Source organism: Sphingomonas sp. PP-CE-1G-424 (genome assembly GCF_004341085.1).
GTDB lineage: Bacteria > Pseudomonadota > Alphaproteobacteria > Sphingomonadales > Sphingomonadaceae > Sphingomonas.
Genome location: NZ_SLXW01000002.1, coordinates 482,698 through 499,418, shown reverse-complemented (window position 1 = coordinate 499,418; position 16,721 = coordinate 482,698). Strand labels below are relative to the sequence as shown.

Here is a 16,721-nt window from a genome sequence, read left to right as displayed (position 1 = left end):
CTAGCGGGAGGGGGTTCTAGGACTTACAGCCCTTCGACGAAGGCTGCGTAGGCGGCTTCGTCCATCAGGCTGTCGAGTTCGCTCGGGTCGCTGAGCGTCAGCTTGAAGAACCAGCCCGCCGCTTCGGCATCCGAGTTCACCAGGCTGGAGTCGTCGGTCAAAGCAGCGTTGCCCTCGGTGACGGTGCCCGAGACCGGGGAGTACACGTCGGACGCGGCCTTGACCGACTCGACGACCGCAGCTTCGCCGCCCTTCGACAGGGTCTTGCCGGCTTCGGGAACGTCGACGAACACGACGTCGCCGAGCTGGCTCTGCGCGTATTCGGAAATGCCGACGGTGCCGATGTCACCATCGACGTCGACCCATTCATGATCCTGCGTGAAGTAACGGCTCATATCACTTGGCTCCTGCGCGGACGTAGCGGTGGGGAATGAAGGGCATCGCGGTGACGGTGGCGGTGTGGACCTTGCCGCGTTGCGCGATTTCGATACGGGTGCCGGGCGTCGACAGCGCGAGCGGCACATAGGCCATCGCGATCGGCTTCCCGAGGGTGGGTGCGAAACCACCGCTGGTGAGGCGGCCGATCGTCGCGCCGGTGTCGTCGATCACCTCGGCACCTTCGCGCGCGGGCTGGCGGCCCTCGACGATCAGGCCGACACGCTTGGTGGCGGGGCCGTGCTCGCGCTGGGTGAGGATGCGCTCGGCACCAGGGAAATCGGCGGCCTCGCGGCGGCGCTTCGACAGCGCGAAGCCGAGGTCGGCCATGACCGGCGTGATCTCGGGATCGAGGTCGTGGCCGTAGAGCGGCAGGCCGGCTTCGAGACGCAGCGAATCGCGCGCGCCGAGGCCGATCGGCTTGATCTCGGGGAGCGCGAGCAATGCGTCGGCAAACGCTACGGCGTGTTCGGCGGGGAGCGAGATCTCGACGCCGTCTTCGCCGGTGTAGCCCGAGCGGCTGATCCAGAGCGGCACGTCGTTCCAGTGGAACGCGCCAGCGGTCATGAACACGAGCGCGTCGACACCGGGGACGATCCGCGCGACCGCCTCGACCGCCTTGGGACCCTGCACCGCGAGCAGCGCCTGGTCCTCGAGGATGTTGATCGTGACGTCGTCGGGCAGATGCTCGATCAGGTAGCTGATGTCGTCGTACTTGGTGGCGCCGTTGACGACGACGTAGAAACTACCGCTCGCGGTGGGCGATGGGTGGAGCGGGTCGTACGCCTCGGGCTCGACGTCGGCCGCGGAGAACGGCGACGGCTGGTCGTCGGGCAGGCGCGTGGCCATCAGGTCGTCGAGGATGCCGCCGTCCTGCGCGAGCAGCAGCGAGTAGCGCATCTTGCCCTCGCCGAGCCCTGCGATGTCGCCCGGCAGGACGGTTTCGAGCGCGTGCGCGACGCCTTCGCCGGAGAAGACGAGCTGGCCCATGTGGCTGACGTCGAACAGGCCGGCCGAGTCGCGCGTCCAGGCGTGTTCGGCCATGATGCCTTCATACTGGATCGGCATCTCGTAGCCGGCGAACTCTACCATCCGCGCGCCCTGCGCCCGGTGCCATGCGTCGAGCGGCAATGGCAGGATCTCGGGCTCGACGTAATCGTCGGCCTGGTCGATGATGCTGGCGTAATCGCGCAGTTCTGGGTCGCTCATGGTCGTCTCCGTCGAAGGGGCGCGCGGCACCAATGGGTGCAACGATCCAAACCCCCTCTGTCACGGGACCTGAGAGCTTTCGCGCGGGAGTTGTCCAGCGCTTACCCCTTCGGTGGCCCTCGACTCACGTCAGGACGCTTTCCAGAGTGTCGATCAGCCTCGCGCGGTCTCTGGTGCCTGAGAGATTCCGGGGTGGTTGCTCCTTCGGCGGTTCCGTTGGCCCTCAAAGGACCGGAAACGCTCTCCCGCGCGGTGCCATGCCGGTTGCCCGACATCGACGCCGCGAGTTGTGACGCGGCGCACAATCTTAGTCAATCGAGGGTTTGGGATTCGGGGAGAAAACGCTCGCTCGGCCTAAGAGGAAAGCACCACCCCGGCGAAGGCCGGGGCCCAGTTGGAAAGGTTATCGTAACAGCGGACAATCCGTCGTTACTACCGTCCCCCAACTGGGCCCCGGCATTCGCCGGGGTGGTGGACTTATCTCTAGGTGTACGAACCGACGGAAAGCGGACCGCTATTCGACCGTCACGCTCTTCGCGAGATTACGCGGCTGGTCGACATCCGTGCCCTTGAGCACCGCGACATGATACGCCAGCAACTGCACCGGTACCGCATACACCAGCGGCGCGATCAGCGGGTGGACCTTGGGCATGGTGATCGTCGCCATGCAGCCCTCGCCCGCCGCCTGGATGCCGTCGTAATCCGAGATCAGCACGACCTTGCCGCCGCGCGCCATGACCTCCTGCATGTTGCTGACGGTCTTGTCGAACAACGGCCCAGACGGCGCGATGACGATGACCGGGACGTGCTCGTCGATCAGCGCGATCGGGCCGTGCTTCATCTCCCCGGCGGCATAGCCCTCGGCATGGATGTAGCTGATTTCCTTCAGCTTCAACGCGCCTTCGAGTGCCAGCGGGTAATCCGTCCCGCGCCCGAGATACAGCACGTCGCGCGCGCCGGCGATGTTGTGCGCCATCGCCTCGATCGCTTCGTCATACGCCAGCGCGCCGTTGAGCGCGGCGGGCGCCTCGGCGAGGTGGCGGACGATCTCGCGTTCCTGGTCCCTCGTCAGCAAACCCTTCGCGCGCGCCAGGTTCGCGGCGAGTGCGGCCAGCACAGCGAGTTGGCAGGTGAACGCCTTGGTCGAGGCCACGCCGATCTCGGGGCCGGCATGCGTCGGAAGCAACAGATCCGCCTCACGCGCCATCGAACTGGTCGGCACGTTGACGACGACCGCGATCTTCTGGCCCTCGGCCTTCGCATGACGCAGCGCGGCGAGCGTGTCCGCGGTTTCGCCCGACTGCGAAATGAAGAGCGCGAGCCCGCCATCCTCCATCACTGGCGCGCGGTAGCGGAACTCCGACGCGACATCGAGATCGACGGGCACGCGTGCGAACTGCTCGAACCAGTATTTGGCGACCATGCCGGCATAGAAGCTCGTTCCGCACGCGACGATCGTCACCCGCTTGATCGTGGACAGGTCGAACTCGGGGATCGGCAGCGAGACCTCGCCTTCCATCCGCTTGAGGTACGAGCGGAGCGTCTGCGCGACGACGATCGGCTGCTCGTAGATCTCCTTGAGCATGTAATGCTTGTGGTTGCCCTTCGAGATCACCTCGCCAGTGATCCCCGAGAGCGTGATCGCGCGCTCGACGGGAGTGTTCTCGCGGTCATAGACCTGCGCGCCGTCGCGGGTCAGCACGACCCAGTCGCCCTCGTCGAGATATGCGATTCGCTGCGTCAACGGGGCGAGCGCGAGCGCGTCCGAGCCGAGATACATCTCGCCCTCGCCGTGACCGACCACCAACGGCGAACCGAGGCGCGCGCCAATCAGCAGGTCGGGATGCTGGCGGAACAGGATCGCGAGCGCGAACGCGCCGTGGAGGCGCGGCAGGATCTCGCGGACGGCCGAAACCGGGTCCATGCCCGCCTCGACCTTCTCGCTGATCAGGTGCGCGACGACTTCGGTGTCGGTTTCGCTGGTGAACGTCCGGCCGCGCGCGATCAGTTCGTCGCGCAGCGGCTTGAAGTTCTCGATGATGCCGTTGTGGACGACCGCGACTTCGCCGGTGGCGTGCGGATGCGCGTTGTTGGTGGTCGGGCCGCCATGCGTCGCCCAGCGGGTGTGCGCGATGCCGGTCTTGCCCGGCAGCGGATGCGCGGCGAGTTCGTTGGCGAGATTGACCAGCTTGCCCGACGCCCGCCGGCGCTCGATCGCGCCGTCATTGTCGGTGGCGATACCCGCCGAATCATAGCCCCGATATTCGAGCCGTTTCAGGCCGTCGAGCAACCGACCCGCGACGTCTTCGCCGCTCAAAATTCCAACGATGCCGCACATCAGATCATACTCCGGGGAAACAGGATTTCGCTTGCGAACTTCATCGAGCAGCCTTGCGTGCGATCATCTTCTCGCGAAAGCGCGATGCCCAACCTGGCTTCGAGGTCTGCGGCGGACGCACCAGCGCCAGCGCATCGGCCTCCACGTCCTGCGTCACCACCGACCCGGCTGCGACGATCGCGCCTGCGCCGATCGTGACCGGCGCGACCAGTGCCGAGTTCGAGCCGATGAACGCGCCCTCGCCGACGACCGTGCGATATTTGAAATAGCCGTCATAGTTGCAGGTGATCGTGCCTGCGCCGATGTTCGCGCCCGCGCCGATGTCCGCGTCGCCGATATAGGTGAGGTGGCTGACCTTCGCGCCCTCGCCGATGATAGCCTTCTTGATCTCGACGAAATTGCCGACCTTGGCGTCCGCCTGCAAGTCCGCGCCGGGGCGGAGGCGCGCGAAAGGCCCTACGTTGGCGCCCTTGCCGACCGAGGCACCCTCGACATGGCTGAACGCGTGGATCGTCGCGCCGTCCGCGATGCGCGCGCCGGGGCCGAACACGACGTTGGGCTCGATCACAACATCGCGGCCGATCTGCGTGTCATGTGAGAACCAGACGGTGTCGGGCGCGATCAATGTCGCGCCGTCCGTCATCGCCTGCGCGCGCCGCGTCGCCTGCCAGGCGCCCTCGACACCGGCGAGTTCACCGCGGCTGTTGACGCCGGCGACTTCGTCCGCGCCGGTCTCGATGACAGCGGACGAGCGGCCGGCGGCACCTGCCAGCCCGACGATATCGGTGAGGTAATATTCGCCTGCCGCATTGTCGTTGCCGAGCCTGTCGAGCAGCGCGAACAGGTCGGTCGAGCGCACCGCCATCAGCCCGGAATTGCACAGCGTCACCGCGCGCTCCGCCTCCGACGCGTCCTTATACTCGACGATCCGGTCCATCAGGCCCGCGGCGTCGGCGATGACGCGACCATAGGCGCCGGGGTCTGCGGGGCGAAAGCCGAGCACGACGACGGCGGGGTTGTCGTCACCGTGCAACCGGTCGATCATCCGCTGCATCGTCGCCGCGGTGACGAGCGGCACGTCGCCGTAGAGGATCAGGACATCGCCCTCGAATCCCGCCAGCGTGTCGCGAGCCTGCGCAACCGCGTGGCCGGTGCCGAGCTGCTCCGCCTGGAGTGCAGTGGAAATACCGAGCGGTGCGACCGCCGCCTCGACCTGCTCGCGCCCTGCGCCGGTCACGACGACGGTTTTTGCCGGATGCAGCGCGGCTGCGCTTGCGACCAGATGCAACAGCATCGGCCGCCCGGCGATCGGGTGGAGGACCTTGTGCAGGTCCGATTTCATCCGCGTGCCCTTGCCAGCGGCAAGAATAACGACCGCAATCGGGTGTGCGGGGGAAGGCGCCGAAAACGGTTGGTCGTTGGAATGCGTCATCATGGAAGGATCGCTGCCACGAAAGCCTTGCCAATTCCATAGCGCCGCTGGCAGGCGTAGCTGCAATGACGTATTTTTCTTTCGATATCGTCGGGTTCGACCTCGACGGTACGCTTCTCGATACCAGCGGCGACCTAGCCGCCGCGGTCAACCACGCGCTGATTACGGCTGGTCGCCCGGAATTGAGCGTCGAGCAGGTCAAGCCGATGATCGGTGGCGGCGCGCGGCATATGCTCAAGCAGGGCCTGACCGCGACCGGCGGCTATGACGAGGCGATGCTCGACACGCTGCATGCCAAGCTGCTCGCCTATTACGAGGCGAACATCTGCGTGCTGACCAAGCCGTACCCCGGCGCCATCGAGGCGCTCGATGCGCTGGCGGCGAACGGCGTGACGCTCGGGATCGTCACCAACAAGATCGAGCGCTTTGCGCGGACCGTGCTCGACCAGCTCGGCCTGACCGATCGGTTCGCCTGCATCCTCGGCGGCGATACGCTGGCCGAATCGAAGCCGTCGCCGATGCCGATCCTTAAGATGGTCCGACTTTGCCGGGAAAGCGGGAGCGGCGGAGGACGCGCCGCGTTCGTCGGCGATTCGATCTTCGATATCCAGGCGGGACAGGCCGCGGGGCTGCCGACGATCGCGTGCAGCTTCGGCTTCCTGATGCAGCCGGTCGCGGAACTCGGCGCCGACGCGGTGATCGACGGCTATGCCGAATTGCTGCCGACGCTCGAAAGGCTCGGCGCATGAACCGGCCGCTGTTTCTCCGCATCGCGCTGGTGTTGGCGATCGTGTTCGCGGTGACGATGGCGCTGCTGCCCAAGCCGCCGCACATGCCGATCGACCAGTTCGGCGACAAGTTCGAGCATATGCTCGCGTTCGCGACGATGTCGCTGCTGGCGGCGTTCGCGTATCCGACCGCCAAGCTGTCGCGGATCGGCGAGCGGTTCTCGTTTCTGGGCGCGCTGATCGAGGTGCTGCAGTCGATCCCGTCGCTGCACCGCGATTGCGACATCCACGACTGGATCGCGGATACGCTGGCGATCACGGTCGTGCTGCTGATCGTCTGGTCGGTGCGGCGCCAGCGTGGCGCGCGGTTACCGTAAGTCCGGCGTCCTAACCCTTGCGGTACTTGGTCCAGAGATGCCGTGCGAGCATCGCCGGCGGCATCCGCAACCAGTGCGAGCGGATGTAGAAGGCGAGCCGCGTGACCGGTCGCGTCGGTCTGCCCCAGCCGTCGCGAGCGGTAAGCCGACGGACATAGAGGCGATCGACACCTCGCGCGTTGCCGATGCCGAACATCGCATAGACCAGCCGTAGCGACCGCGCCACCTGTTCGTGCAGGCCGTGCCGTCGCGCATCCGCATCGAGTCCATCGGTCCCGAACTCGTCGACCAGGCACCGGATGTCCCACAGGTTGCGCAAGCCGCCTGCCAGATCGCCGTCCGCGAACAGATGCGCCGCGGCATGGACGATCATCCCGTTCGGCGACAGCGTGCGCAGCCCGTTCTCCAACGCCACGCTGCCCGCGATCAGCGTCGCCGGATCGGGCGTGACCCGCGCGGTGAGCGGCAGGATCGTGTGGTGCACGTCGATCATCCGGTCGCGCTCGCGGTGGATCAGCGGCGGCAGTTCGTGCATCCAGCGCCGATAATAGACGTCGTCATACGGATCGGGCTTCACCCATTCCCAGCCCGCCGCGAGCAACGCCGCCTCGACCGCATCGAGCGACGCGCGCGGCACCAGGATGTCGAGATCGCCGATCGAGCGCCCCTGCCCCGCCGACAGTCCCGCCGCGACGAACGCGGTCCCCTTCAACAGCACGACCGGGCAGCCGACCGCGGCGAGCGCCCGCCGCGCCATCTCCGCCTCCCAGAGCGCGGCGCGGCGACCCTGCTCGGCGGCGGCGCGCGCGTCCGCCAGGATCGTCTTCACCGCGACAGGCATTGGCAGGCCATCAAGGCGGGTCGCCAGCGTCCCGATCAACTGCTCCGCGCGCGCCATCGCCAGCAATGCGGTCCAGCCATCCGCATCGAGCCCGACGACGCTGGCCGGATCGGCGAGCGCGCGCGCGAGCATGCGGGCATCGGTCACAGTGCGGACCACAGCGCCTCGACCTGCTCGATCGCGCTCGCCCCGTCCGGATAGTCGATCGCCACTGAGGGAACCCCCGCGATCAGACCGGTCAGCGCGCGGAACCCGGCCTCGCCCAGTGCCACGTAATTGGTCGACGCCTGCGTCATCCGCACGAACCCCTCGGCCGGCGGCACCGGTCGCGTTTCGGCCTCGAACCCGTACCGAGGGAATACCAGCAGTGCCGGGCGCGCTGGAACATCCATCGCTGCGATCGCGCCCGCATCCGGAACCATATGGCGGATGTCGCCCTTCGGCGTTGCCGGCATCAGCGGCCCCATCCGCGCGTCGGGCCATGCTGCTTCGGCGGCGGCGATCGCTTCGTTCTTCAGGCTGATCAGTCGCGGGAACGCGTGGACCAGTCCAGTCGCCGGATCGAGCAGCGCGAACTCGTCCCCCATGAACCGCCAACCCTTCGCCGCGAGCAGCGTCGCCAGCGTCGACTTCCCCGCCCCCGAAATCCCCGTCATCAACAGCGCCCGCCCGTCGCGCTCGACCGCCGATGCGTGGAGCAATAGATACCGCCGGGCACCGAGCGCCATCTGGAGGTTCATCGCCATCTCGGCCGCGAGCAGACCTTGGCGCAGCGGCAACGGCGCCGCTTCCGGCAGCATATAGTCGCCGCCGATCTCGACCGAGGGGCGGATGAACCGGCGCCAGGGTCGGCGCGCAAAAAGCCGTACGGTGAAGTCCGGCACGCCGTCGTTCGGTTTTGGGTAGTCGCGGTACAGCGTCTCCAGCTGCGCGATCGGGGACCGCCAGTCGGAGCCGATGCGGAACCCGATCGGGCCGATGCGCACGGCAAACGCGTGCCTCACGCCGCCTCGACCAGTCCGGCTTCGATCAGCTCGTCGAGCCGCGCCGCCAACGCCTCGCGCGTCCCGTCGGTCAGGTCATAGTTCTGCCCTAGCCGATCGAGCAGCGCATCGAGCGATAGTCCGCCCTCACCCAGCACGGCCAGGATCTGCGGCGCGGGTTCGGTCAGCAGATGCGTGATCCCCGACGCGCGGTGATAGACCGCGGTGAATTCGTCGAGCGGCGCGATCAGCACTCCGTCGGTCGGCGGCGCTCGATAGACCGCGTCGTCCACGGTCTCAGGCGCGCGGCATCTGCAACGACGCAAAGCAGGTGAAGCCGCCCTGGCCGCGCTGCAACCGGCGGATATAATTGACATATGCTCGGCTACGCTCGGAATCGGTCCCGGGCAGGCTCCTGCCGGTCGCCATCGATCGCTTGACCTCTTCGCCCTTGAACGGCCGCGGTGACGAGGGGAATGCGCCCTTGGTGCGGGCCGGAACGACCCTGCCGTTCGCATCGATATAGCTGCCGGCGCGGCCCGGATCGGGCACCGGGATTTCGCAATTCAGTACCGAACCGGCCGTCTGCGCGAGCGCGGGCCGGATCGACACGACCGCACCCGCCGTCACCGCACCGAGCGCCAGGACGCGACGACGCGTCGGCACGCCGTCCTCGCGGTGCTCCGGGATCATGGCCGGATCCTGCTCTGGTCGCGTATCGTCGCTCATGATGCCCCTGTTATTCCCAAGCCCTTTCACAATCCTGAAGCGCTGACAATATAGCCGCACCGATCGTACCGAACTAGGACGGGTGCGCGCCCCGTCCGCGCGCCTTGGAGATCACCATGCTTTCCGGATTTGGCCTGCGTACCTTCTGGGCGATCGTCGTCGTCATCGTCGCCTCGGTCGCGGTATTCGTTATCACCCGCGACATCCAGGGTGCGATCGTCGCGGTGGTCGGTGGCGTCGCCGCCGCGCTGGTGGCCGCCGGGACCGGCGACGAGACGCCCGCCCCGGACGACACCCTGTCCGCCGTGCCCTCGGTGATGGACGAAGTGCTCGACGCGATCGTCGCGCCGGTGATGCTGGTCCAGGACGGGCGGGTTACGCTGGCCAACAGCGCGGCGCGGACGCTGCTCGGCGCGCACATCCTCGGCGAGGATGCGCGCGTCGCGATCCGCCACCCCGCCGCGGCCGAGCGACTCGGCACCCCCGGGCCGATCGACGGCGAGCGGCCGATCGAACTGGTCGGTCTCGGGACGCGTGACCAGCGTTGGGAGATGCGATTGGGCGAAGCGTCGGACGGCCAGCGGATCGTCCATCTCGTCGACCAGACCGGCAATTACGCCGCGGAACGGATGCGGATCGATTTCGTCGCCAATGCCAGCCACGAATTGCGCACGCCGCTAGCGTCGATCCTCGGCTTCATCGAGACGTTGCGTGACGAGGCGGGGGAGGATGCCGAGGTCCGTGCGCGGTTCCTGAAGGTGATGGACGACGAGGCGCGGCGGATGCAGCGGCTGGTGGAGGATCTGATCTCGCTGAGCCGGATCGAGGCGGAGAAGTTCCGCCTGCCCGATCAGGCGGTCAACCTCGCGCAATTGGTCACCGACGTCTGCGCCGAGGTGGTCGATGCCGCGGGCGATCGCGGGCTCGATCTGGTCGCGACGATCGATCCCCGCCTCGCACCGGTATCCGGCGACAAGGCCCAGCTGTCGCAGATGCTCCACAATCTGATCGGAAATGCGATGAAATACGGTCGCGCGGGAACGCCGGTCTCGATCGATCTGAAACGCGACGATCTGAGCATGATCCGCCTGTCGATCCGCGACGAGGGCGACGGGATCGCGGCGGTGCACATTCCGCGGTTGACCGAGCGCTTCTATCGTGCGGACGCGGGGCGAAGCCGGTCGCTGGGCGGCACGGGGCTAGGTCTGGCAATCGTCAAGCACATCGTCGAGCGCCACCGCGGGCGGCTCGATATCGCCAGCCAAGTCGGTGTCGGGACGGTCGTTTCGGTCATCCTGCCCCCGAGCGGCGGCGCGGCCAAAGGCGCTGTCATAAAAGGGTAACCCAACTGTCACACAGGATCGTCTTAAGTACCGCTAAGGCCGGTGCATGACGGGAATTCTGGTGCAGCGGTTCGTTCTACTTGGGGTGTTGGGTGCTCTGGCCGCGTGCGTCGATCAGGCGAACGGCGGTGGGGCGGGTTCGCGCGACCAGATCACCGCGGTCGGGTCCTCCACCGTCTATCCGTTCACGACGATGATCGCCGAGCAACTCGTCGCCAACGATCCTGACGCAAAGGCGCCGGTGATCGAATCGACCGGGACCGGCGCGGGGATGAAGCTGTTCTGTGCGGGCGTCGGCGCGGCGCATCCCGATATCGAGGATGCATCGCGGCGGATGAAGGCGAGCGAATACGCGACCTGCGCGAAGAACGGCGTGCGCGACGTGATCGAGATCCAGGTCGGGATCGACGGCATCGCCTTTGCCGAGGCAAAGAACGGCCCGAAGATGCAGCTGACGCCGACCGATCTCTACAAAGCGCTCGCCGCCAACCCGGGGGGCAAGGTGAATACGGCGCGGGTGTGGCGCGACGTTAATCCTGCGCTGCCCGCGGTGCCGATCCAGGTTTACGGGCCACCGGCGACGAGTGGCACGCGGGATGCGCTGGCCGAGCTGATCCTGACCAAGGGGTGCGAGGCGAGCGATCCGACGGCCAAGGCGCTCGCGAAGTCGGATGCCGAGGCGCACAAGGCGCTGTGCACGCGGGTGCGCGAGGACGGGGTTTATGTCGATGCCGGCGAGAACGACAATCTGATCGTCCAGAAATTGCAGTCGAACCCCAACGCGATCGGCGTGTTCGGGTACAGCTATCTCGAAGAGAATAAGGACGACGTGAACGGGGTATCGATCTCGGGCGTCGCGCCGACCTATGCGACGATCGCGGACAATGCGTATCCGGGGTCTCGGCCGCTGTATATCTATGTGAAGAAGGCGCATCTGACCGCGATCCCGGGGTTGCGGAGCTTGTTGAAGCTGTATGCGGCGAACTGGGGGGCGACGGGGCCGTTGGTTAAGCGGGGGTTGATTGCGTCTCCGGCTGAGATTCAGGCTCGGTCGGCGGCGATTATCGCGAACGAGACTGTGCTGGATCCGGCGGTGTTGTCGTGATGTTTGGCCCACGCAATCGCTCGCCCCTCCTAGTTCCCTCGCGAACGCGGGAGCCCAGGGGCCAAGCTCGCCAACGGAACTTAGCTGGGCCCCCGCGTCCGCGGGGGAACGATACTTTGGCGGTGATAGCCCCAAATTATAGCGCCACCACCCCGGCGGAGGCCGGGGCCCAGTTGGGCACCGTTGCATTGGCGAGCACTGCGCTGCGTTACCTCAACCTTTCCAACTGGGCCCCGGCCTTCGCCGGGGTGGTGGCTGGTGGGATGGCGCGTGCGCGCGTGACCAAACGCTCCGGGCGAGAACTATAATGTCCCCCATCGCCCTCCTCTTCCTCGTCCTCGGCCTGGGCCTCATCGGCTGGCTCACCGCGCGCGTCCGCGCCACGCGATTCCGCGCTGGCAGCACCGTGCGGTTCAGTTCGCTGCCGTCGCACCACGGCTGGTACGTCGCGTTGTGGACCGCGATCCCGCCGCTCGTCTTCCTCGTGGTCTGGTCGATGACTGCGCCGGCGCTCGTCACCGATGCGGTGCTTGCGACCCCGGCCGCGATCCAGCTCCCCCCGCCCGGCTTCGACCGCGCCTCGATCCTGTCCGAAGCGCGCAGCCTTGCGGAAGGTCGCAGCTTCGGCGCGTTCCATGGGCTCGCCCGTACGCTCGCCCCCTCCTACGCCGCGGCACAATCGCGCTACGACTGGATCGCCACCGCCGCCGCCCTGCTGCTCGCATTCGCAGGCGGCGCGTTCGCCTTCACCCGCGTCAAACCCGGCTTCGGCGCGCGGACTCAGGTCGAGCGGGTGGTGATGTTGATGCTGCTCGGCGCATCGCTGATCGCGATCCTGACCACGGTCGGCATCGTCGCGTCGCTGCTGTACGAGTCCGCGCGGTTCTTTTCCGTGGTGCCGATCACCGATTTCCTGTTCGGCACGCATTGGAGCCCGCAGGTTATCGACAGCCGCGATCCGGGCGCGTCGCTCGGCGCGGTGCCGCTGTTCTGGGGGACGTTCTTCATCGGCGCGGTGATCGCGATGATCGTCGCGATTCCGTTCGGACTGATGAGCGCGATCTACCTCACGCAATATGCCGCGCCGAACACGCGCAAGTGGATGAAGCCGATCCTCGAGGTGCTCGCGGGCGTGCCGACCGTCGTCTACGGCTATTTCGCCGCGCTGACCGTCGCGCCCGCGGTGCGTGACCTCGCCGTGTCGGTCGGGATCAGCTGGGCGTCGTCGGAAAGCGCGCTCGCCGCGGGCCTCGTGATGGGCATCATGATCATTCCGTTCGTGTCGTCGATGGCGGACGACTCGATCGCCGCGGTCCCCTCGTCGATGCGCGACGGGAGCCTCGCGATGGGTGCGACTTCGTCCGAGACGATCCGCCGCGTGCTGCTGCCGGCCGCGCTCCCCGGTGTCGTTGGCGGCGTATTGCTGGCCGTGTCGCGCGCGATCGGCGAGACGATGATCGTCGTCATGGCCGCCTCCGGTGTCGCCACGCTGACGCTCAACCCGTTCGCCAGCACCACCACCGTCACCAAGCAGATCGTCGACCTGCTGACCGGCGAGGCCGAGTTCGACAGCCCCAAGACGCTCGCCGCGTTCGCGCTGGGGCTGACGCTGTTCGTGGTCACGCTCCTTCTCAACATCGTCGCGCTGCGCGTCGTCAAACGGTACCGCGAAGCCTATGAGTGACACGCTCGTGCCCCAGATTCCTGTAACGAATGCGGAGCCGGTGCGGCGCGTCCCGACCGACTGGACGACGCAGGCGATGCAGTCGCGCATCCGCCGCCGCTATGCGTCCGAGCGCCGCTTCCGCTTCGCCGGGCTCGCCGCGGTATGGCTGTCGGCGGCGTTCCTCGCCTATTTGCTGATCACGATGGTGATGCAGGGCGCGAGCGGATTCGTCGAGACACGCGTGTCGCTCCCGATTGATCTCGCCGCCGCCAAACTGCCGATCGAACCCGCCCGCCTCGTCGGGCGCGGCGCCGATCTCGCGCTCGCCGGCGCCGGCCTCGAAGGCACGGTAGACTCTGCCGCGACCAAGGCGTTCGGTAAGGACGGCACCGACCTGCTCTCCGACGGCGCCTGGGCGGTGGTCCGCGACGCGATCAAGGCCGACCCGTCGCTGCTCCAGCGCAAGACCGTGTTCGAGGTCCCCGTCTCCAGCCCGATCGACGTCGCCGCCAAGGGCAATGGCACGCGCGACGCCGAAGCGATCGTCGCGCGGCTGAAGGCGAGCGGCGCGCTGACCCGTGGGTTCAACGCGGGCTTCCTCACCTCGGCGGACTCGACCGATGCGACGCGCGTCGGGATCTGGGGGGCATTCAAGGGGTCGTTGCTGACGATGATCGTCACGCTGCTGCTGGCGTTCCCGATCGGCGTGCTGTCCGCACTGTATCTCGAGGAATATGCGCCGAAGAACCGCTGGACCGACTTGATCGAGGTGTCGATCAACAACCTCGCCGCGGTGCCGTCGATCATCTTCGGGCTGCTCGGGTTGGCCGTGTTCCTCGGCACGTTCGGCATGCCGCGCTCCGCACCTATAGTGGGCGGCCTGACGCTCGCGCTGATGACGATGCCCGTCATCGTCATCGCCGGGCGCAACGCGATCAAGGCCGTCCCGCCGTCGATCCGCGACGCCGCGCTCGGGATCGGCGCATCGCCGGTGCAGGTCGTCTTCCACCACGTCCTGCCGCTCGCTTTGCCCGGTATCCTCACCGGCACGATCATCGGCATGGCGCGCGCGCTCGGCGAGACCGCGCCGCTGCTGATGATCGGCATGCGTGCGTTCATTGCAGCCCCACCGTCCGGGCTAAGCGATCCCGCGACCGTCCTGCCCGTCCAGATCTTCCTATGGTCCGATCAGGTCAGCCGCGGCTTCGTCGAGAAGACCTCCGCCGCGATCATCGTCCTGCTCGTGTTCCTGCTCGCGATGAACGGCGTCGCGATCTACCTCCGCAACCGATTCGAGACCCGCTGGTGATGCCAAAACCTTTCAAGCCTCCCGTCCTCAAGATGACGGCGCGCAACGTCTCCGTCGCCTATGGCAGCAAGATCGCGATCAACGACGTCTCGATCGACGTCGACCAGGACGAGGTGGTCGCGTTCATCGGCCCGTCGGGCTGCGGCAAGTCGACCTTCCTGCGCACGCTCAACCGCATGAACGACACCGTCGCCAGCGCGCGCGTGACCGGCGAGATCAAGCTCGACGGCCAGGACATCTATTCGCCGGACATGGACGTGGTGCAGCTCCGCGCCCGCGTCGGCATGGTGTTCCAGAAGCCGAACCCGTTCCCGAAATCGATCTACGAGAACGTCGCCTACGGCCCGCGCATCCATGGGCTCGCAGGCGCCAAGGCGGATCTCGACCGGATCGTCGAGAAGTCGCTGCGCCGTGCGGGCCTCTGGGACGAGGTCAAGGATCGCCTCTCGGACAGCGGCACGGCCTTGTCGGGCGGCCAGCAGCAGCGGCTGTGCATCGCACGCGCGATCGCGGTTGATCCCGAGGTCATCCTGATGGACGAGCCATGCTCGGCACTCGATCCGATCGCGACCGCCAAGATCGAGGAGCTGATCCACGAACTGCGCGGGCGCTATGCGATGGTGATCGTCACGCACAACATGCAGCAGGCGGCGCGCGTCAGCCAGAAGACCGCGTTCTTCCACCTCGGCACGCTGGTCGAATACGGCAACACCTCGGACATCTTCACCAATCCCCGCGAAGAGCGGACCAAGGATTACATCACCGGCCGTTACGGCTGAGTCGGGAAACGACCATGAACACGCATACGGTCAAGGCCTTCGACAACGACATCGGCGAGCTCCGCGGGTTGATCTCGCAGATGGGCGGGCTCGCCGAGGACGCGATCGACAAGGCGATGCAGGCGCTGCAACGCAACGACCTCGCGCTCGCGGAACAGGTGCGCGTCGCCGACAAGCAGATCGACGTCATCGAGGCGGAGGTCGAACGGCTCGCGGTGCGGATCATCGCGCTCCGCGCGCCGATGGCGGTCGATCTTCGCGAGGTCGTCGCCGCGCTGAAGATCGCGGGCGTCGTCGAGCGGATCGGCGACTACGCCAAGAACATCGCCAAGCGCGTGCCGATGATCGAGAGCGAGCACCGGATCGAGCCGATCTCGATCCTGCCGGCGATGGGCCGGATGGCGAGCGAGATGGTCCACGACGTGCTCGACGCGTTCGCCGCGCGCGATCCCGAGGAAGCCGTCCGCGTCGTCGAATGCGACAATGCGCTCGACGATTTCTACGACAGCATATTTCGCACGCTGGTCACCTACATGGTCGAGAACCCCAGGACGATCGGCCAGGTCGCGCATCTGCTGTTCGTCGCCAAGAACCTCGAGCGGATCGGCGACCACGCCACCAACGTCGCCGAGATGGTCTATTTCGCCGCAACCGGCACGCAGATGGTCGATCGCGAACGCGGCATAAAGAAGGAGCAGGCATAATGGCACGCGCAAAGATGCTGCTGGTCGAGGACGACGCCGCCCTAGCCGAATTGCTGGTCTGGCATTTCAAGCGCGAGGATTTCGAGATCGCGCATACCCCCGATGGCGAGGAAGCGTTGCTGCTCGCCAAGGAGAAGGTGCCCGATATCGTCCTGCTCGACTGGATGGTCGAGGGGTTGTCGGGGATCGAGGTTTGCCGCCGCCTGCGCCGTGCGCCCGAAACGCAGAACGTGCCGATCATCATGCTGACCGCACGCGGTGAAGAAGAGGATCGCGTTCGCGGCCTCGAAACCGGCGCCGACGATTACGTGACTAAGCCTTTCTCGCCGCGCGAACTCGTCGCACGCGTGGGGGCTGTGTTGCGCCGGGTCCGCCCTGCCCTCGCCGGTGAAGCGCTCAGCTACGCCGACATCGAGATGGACACGGTCGGCCACAAGGTCCGCCGTTCGGGCGAAGTCGTGTCGCTCGGACCGACCGAGTTCCGACTGCTGAAGCATTTCCTCGAACATCCGGGCTGGGTGTTCTCGCGCGAACGCCTGCTCGATGCGGTCTGGGGACATGACAGCGATATCGAGAGCCGCACGGTCGACGTGCATATTCGGCGACTGCGCAAGGCGATCAACGTCGGCGAGCGTCCGGACATCATCCGGACCGTCCGCTCGGCAGGCTATTCGCTCGATACGGGCGGCTGAACCGCTGTCCCGATATGGGTCTAGCGGCGGGCCGAATGGAATCGGTTGCGA

Annotated in this window: 17 protein-coding genes and 1 riboswitch; of the genes, 9 read left to right on the top strand and 8 right to left on the bottom strand. The window is 66.8% G+C overall.

Going from position 1 to position 16,721, the window contains the following annotated elements; all coding sequences use genetic code 11:
- Nucleotides 1-23 precede the first annotated feature (23 nt).
- The 4 genes from gcvH to glmU all read right to left on the bottom strand — a co-directional run bounded on the left by gcvH (nt 24) and on the right by glmU (nt 5,414).
- Nucleotides 24-395 (bottom strand): glycine cleavage system protein GcvH, encoded by a 372-nt coding sequence (gene gcvH, locus C8J43_RS07375; protein WP_133030344.1) that lies wholly within the window; start codon nt 393-395, stop codon nt 24-26.
- Between the two features lies 1 nt (nt 396).
- Entirely contained in the window at nt 397-1,644 is a 1,248-nt protein-coding gene (gcvT, locus tag C8J43_RS07370) for a glycine cleavage system aminomethyltransferase GcvT (protein ID WP_133030343.1), read from the bottom strand.
- Nucleotides 1,645-1,798: 154 nt separating this feature from the next.
- A riboswitch (glycine riboswitch) is annotated at nt 1,799-1,902 on the bottom strand.
- 256 nt (nt 1,903-2,158) lie between these two features.
- Nucleotides 2,159-3,982, bottom strand: coding sequence for a glutamine--fructose-6-phosphate transaminase (isomerizing) (glmS, locus tag C8J43_RS07365; RefSeq protein WP_121904235.1), 1,824 nt, complete (start codon nt 3,980-3,982; stop codon nt 2,159-2,161).
- 40 nt (nt 3,983-4,022) lie between these two features.
- Nucleotides 4,023-5,414, bottom strand: coding sequence for a bifunctional UDP-N-acetylglucosamine diphosphorylase/glucosamine-1-phosphate N-acetyltransferase GlmU (gene glmU, locus C8J43_RS07360; protein WP_133030342.1), 1,392 nt, complete (start codon nt 5,412-5,414; stop codon nt 4,023-4,025).
- A gap of 65 nt (nt 5,415-5,479) precedes the next feature.
- Between glmU and C8J43_RS07355 the strand changes: the two genes are divergently transcribed.
- Together C8J43_RS07355 and C8J43_RS07350 are read left to right on the top strand one after the other, a co-directional pair.
- A complete protein-coding gene (locus C8J43_RS07355) occupies nt 5,480-6,163 on the top strand; it encodes an HAD family hydrolase (protein ID WP_133030341.1) in 684 nt (227 codons plus the stop codon).
- The gene (locus tag C8J43_RS07350; RefSeq protein WP_056051447.1) at nt 6,160-6,519 is read left to right on the top strand and encodes a hypothetical protein; all 360 of its coding nucleotides are present in this window, start codon (nt 6,160-6,162) and stop codon (nt 6,517-6,519) included. Before C8J43_RS07355 ends, C8J43_RS07350 begins: the two co-directional genes overlap by 4 nt.
- A gap of 10 nt (nt 6,520-6,529) precedes the next feature.
- On the opposite strand, the gene C8J43_RS07345 is transcribed toward C8J43_RS07350, so the two are convergent.
- The 4 genes from C8J43_RS07345 to C8J43_RS07330 are packed head-to-tail and all read right to left on the bottom strand — an operon-like array spanning nt 6,530 to nt 9,036.
- Nucleotides 6,530-7,492: a nucleotidyltransferase family protein gene (locus C8J43_RS07345; RefSeq protein ID WP_133030801.1), complete on the bottom strand. Its 963-nt coding sequence runs from the start codon at nt 7,490-7,492 to the stop codon at nt 6,530-6,532.
- 11 nt (nt 7,493-7,503) lie between these two features.
- Complete coding sequence (locus C8J43_RS07340) at nt 7,504-8,364, bottom strand: HprK-related kinase A (RefSeq protein WP_133030340.1); 861 nt, start codon at nt 8,362-8,364, stop codon at nt 7,504-7,506.
- Entirely contained in the window at nt 8,361-8,636 is a 276-nt protein-coding gene (locus tag C8J43_RS07335; protein ID WP_243645462.1) for an HPr-rel-A system PqqD family peptide chaperone, read from the bottom strand. Before C8J43_RS07335 ends, C8J43_RS07340 begins: the two co-directional genes overlap by 4 nt.
- Nucleotides 8,637-8,640: 4 nt before the next feature.
- Nucleotides 8,641-9,036 (bottom strand): hypothetical protein, encoded by a 396-nt coding sequence (locus tag C8J43_RS07330; RefSeq protein ID WP_207893362.1) that lies wholly within the window; start codon nt 9,034-9,036, stop codon nt 8,641-8,643.
- A gap of 152 nt (nt 9,037-9,188) precedes the next feature.
- Here C8J43_RS07330 and C8J43_RS07325 point away from each other — a divergent pair, with 152 nt between their 5' ends.
- From C8J43_RS07325 to phoB, 7 genes are all read left to right on the top strand, one after another.
- On the top strand, nt 9,189-10,415 hold the full coding sequence (locus C8J43_RS07325; protein ID WP_133030337.1) for an ATP-binding protein: 1,227 nt from the start codon (nt 9,189-9,191) through the stop codon (nt 10,413-10,415).
- 46 nt (nt 10,416-10,461) lie between these two features.
- On the top strand, nt 10,462-11,520 hold the full coding sequence (locus tag C8J43_RS07320; RefSeq protein ID WP_133030336.1) for a substrate-binding domain-containing protein: 1,059 nt from the start codon (nt 10,462-10,464) through the stop codon (nt 11,518-11,520).
- A gap of 307 nt (nt 11,521-11,827) precedes the next feature.
- Entirely contained in the window at nt 11,828-13,204 is a 1,377-nt protein-coding gene (pstC, locus tag C8J43_RS07315) for a phosphate ABC transporter permease subunit PstC (protein ID WP_133030335.1), read from the top strand.
- Nucleotides 13,197-14,495 (top strand): phosphate ABC transporter permease PstA, encoded by a 1,299-nt coding sequence (gene pstA / locus C8J43_RS07310; RefSeq protein WP_133030334.1) that lies wholly within the window; start codon nt 13,197-13,199, stop codon nt 14,493-14,495. Before pstC ends, pstA begins: the two co-directional genes overlap by 8 nt.
- Entirely contained in the window at nt 14,495-15,274 is a 780-nt protein-coding gene (gene pstB, locus C8J43_RS07305) for a phosphate ABC transporter ATP-binding protein PstB (protein ID WP_056051462.1), read from the top strand. The genes pstA and pstB overlap by 1 nt, the downstream gene beginning before the upstream one ends.
- Before the next feature lie 14 nt (nt 15,275-15,288).
- The gene (gene phoU / locus C8J43_RS07300; protein ID WP_056057297.1) at nt 15,289-15,978 is read left to right on the top strand and encodes a phosphate signaling complex protein PhoU; all 690 of its coding nucleotides are present in this window, start codon (nt 15,289-15,291) and stop codon (nt 15,976-15,978) included.
- The gene (phoB, locus tag C8J43_RS07295) at nt 15,978-16,670 is read left to right on the top strand and encodes a phosphate regulon transcriptional regulator PhoB (protein WP_055873047.1); all 693 of its coding nucleotides are present in this window, start codon (nt 15,978-15,980) and stop codon (nt 16,668-16,670) included. Before phoU ends, phoB begins: the two co-directional genes overlap by 1 nt.
- The last annotated feature ends 51 nt before the right edge of the window (nt 16,671-16,721 follow it).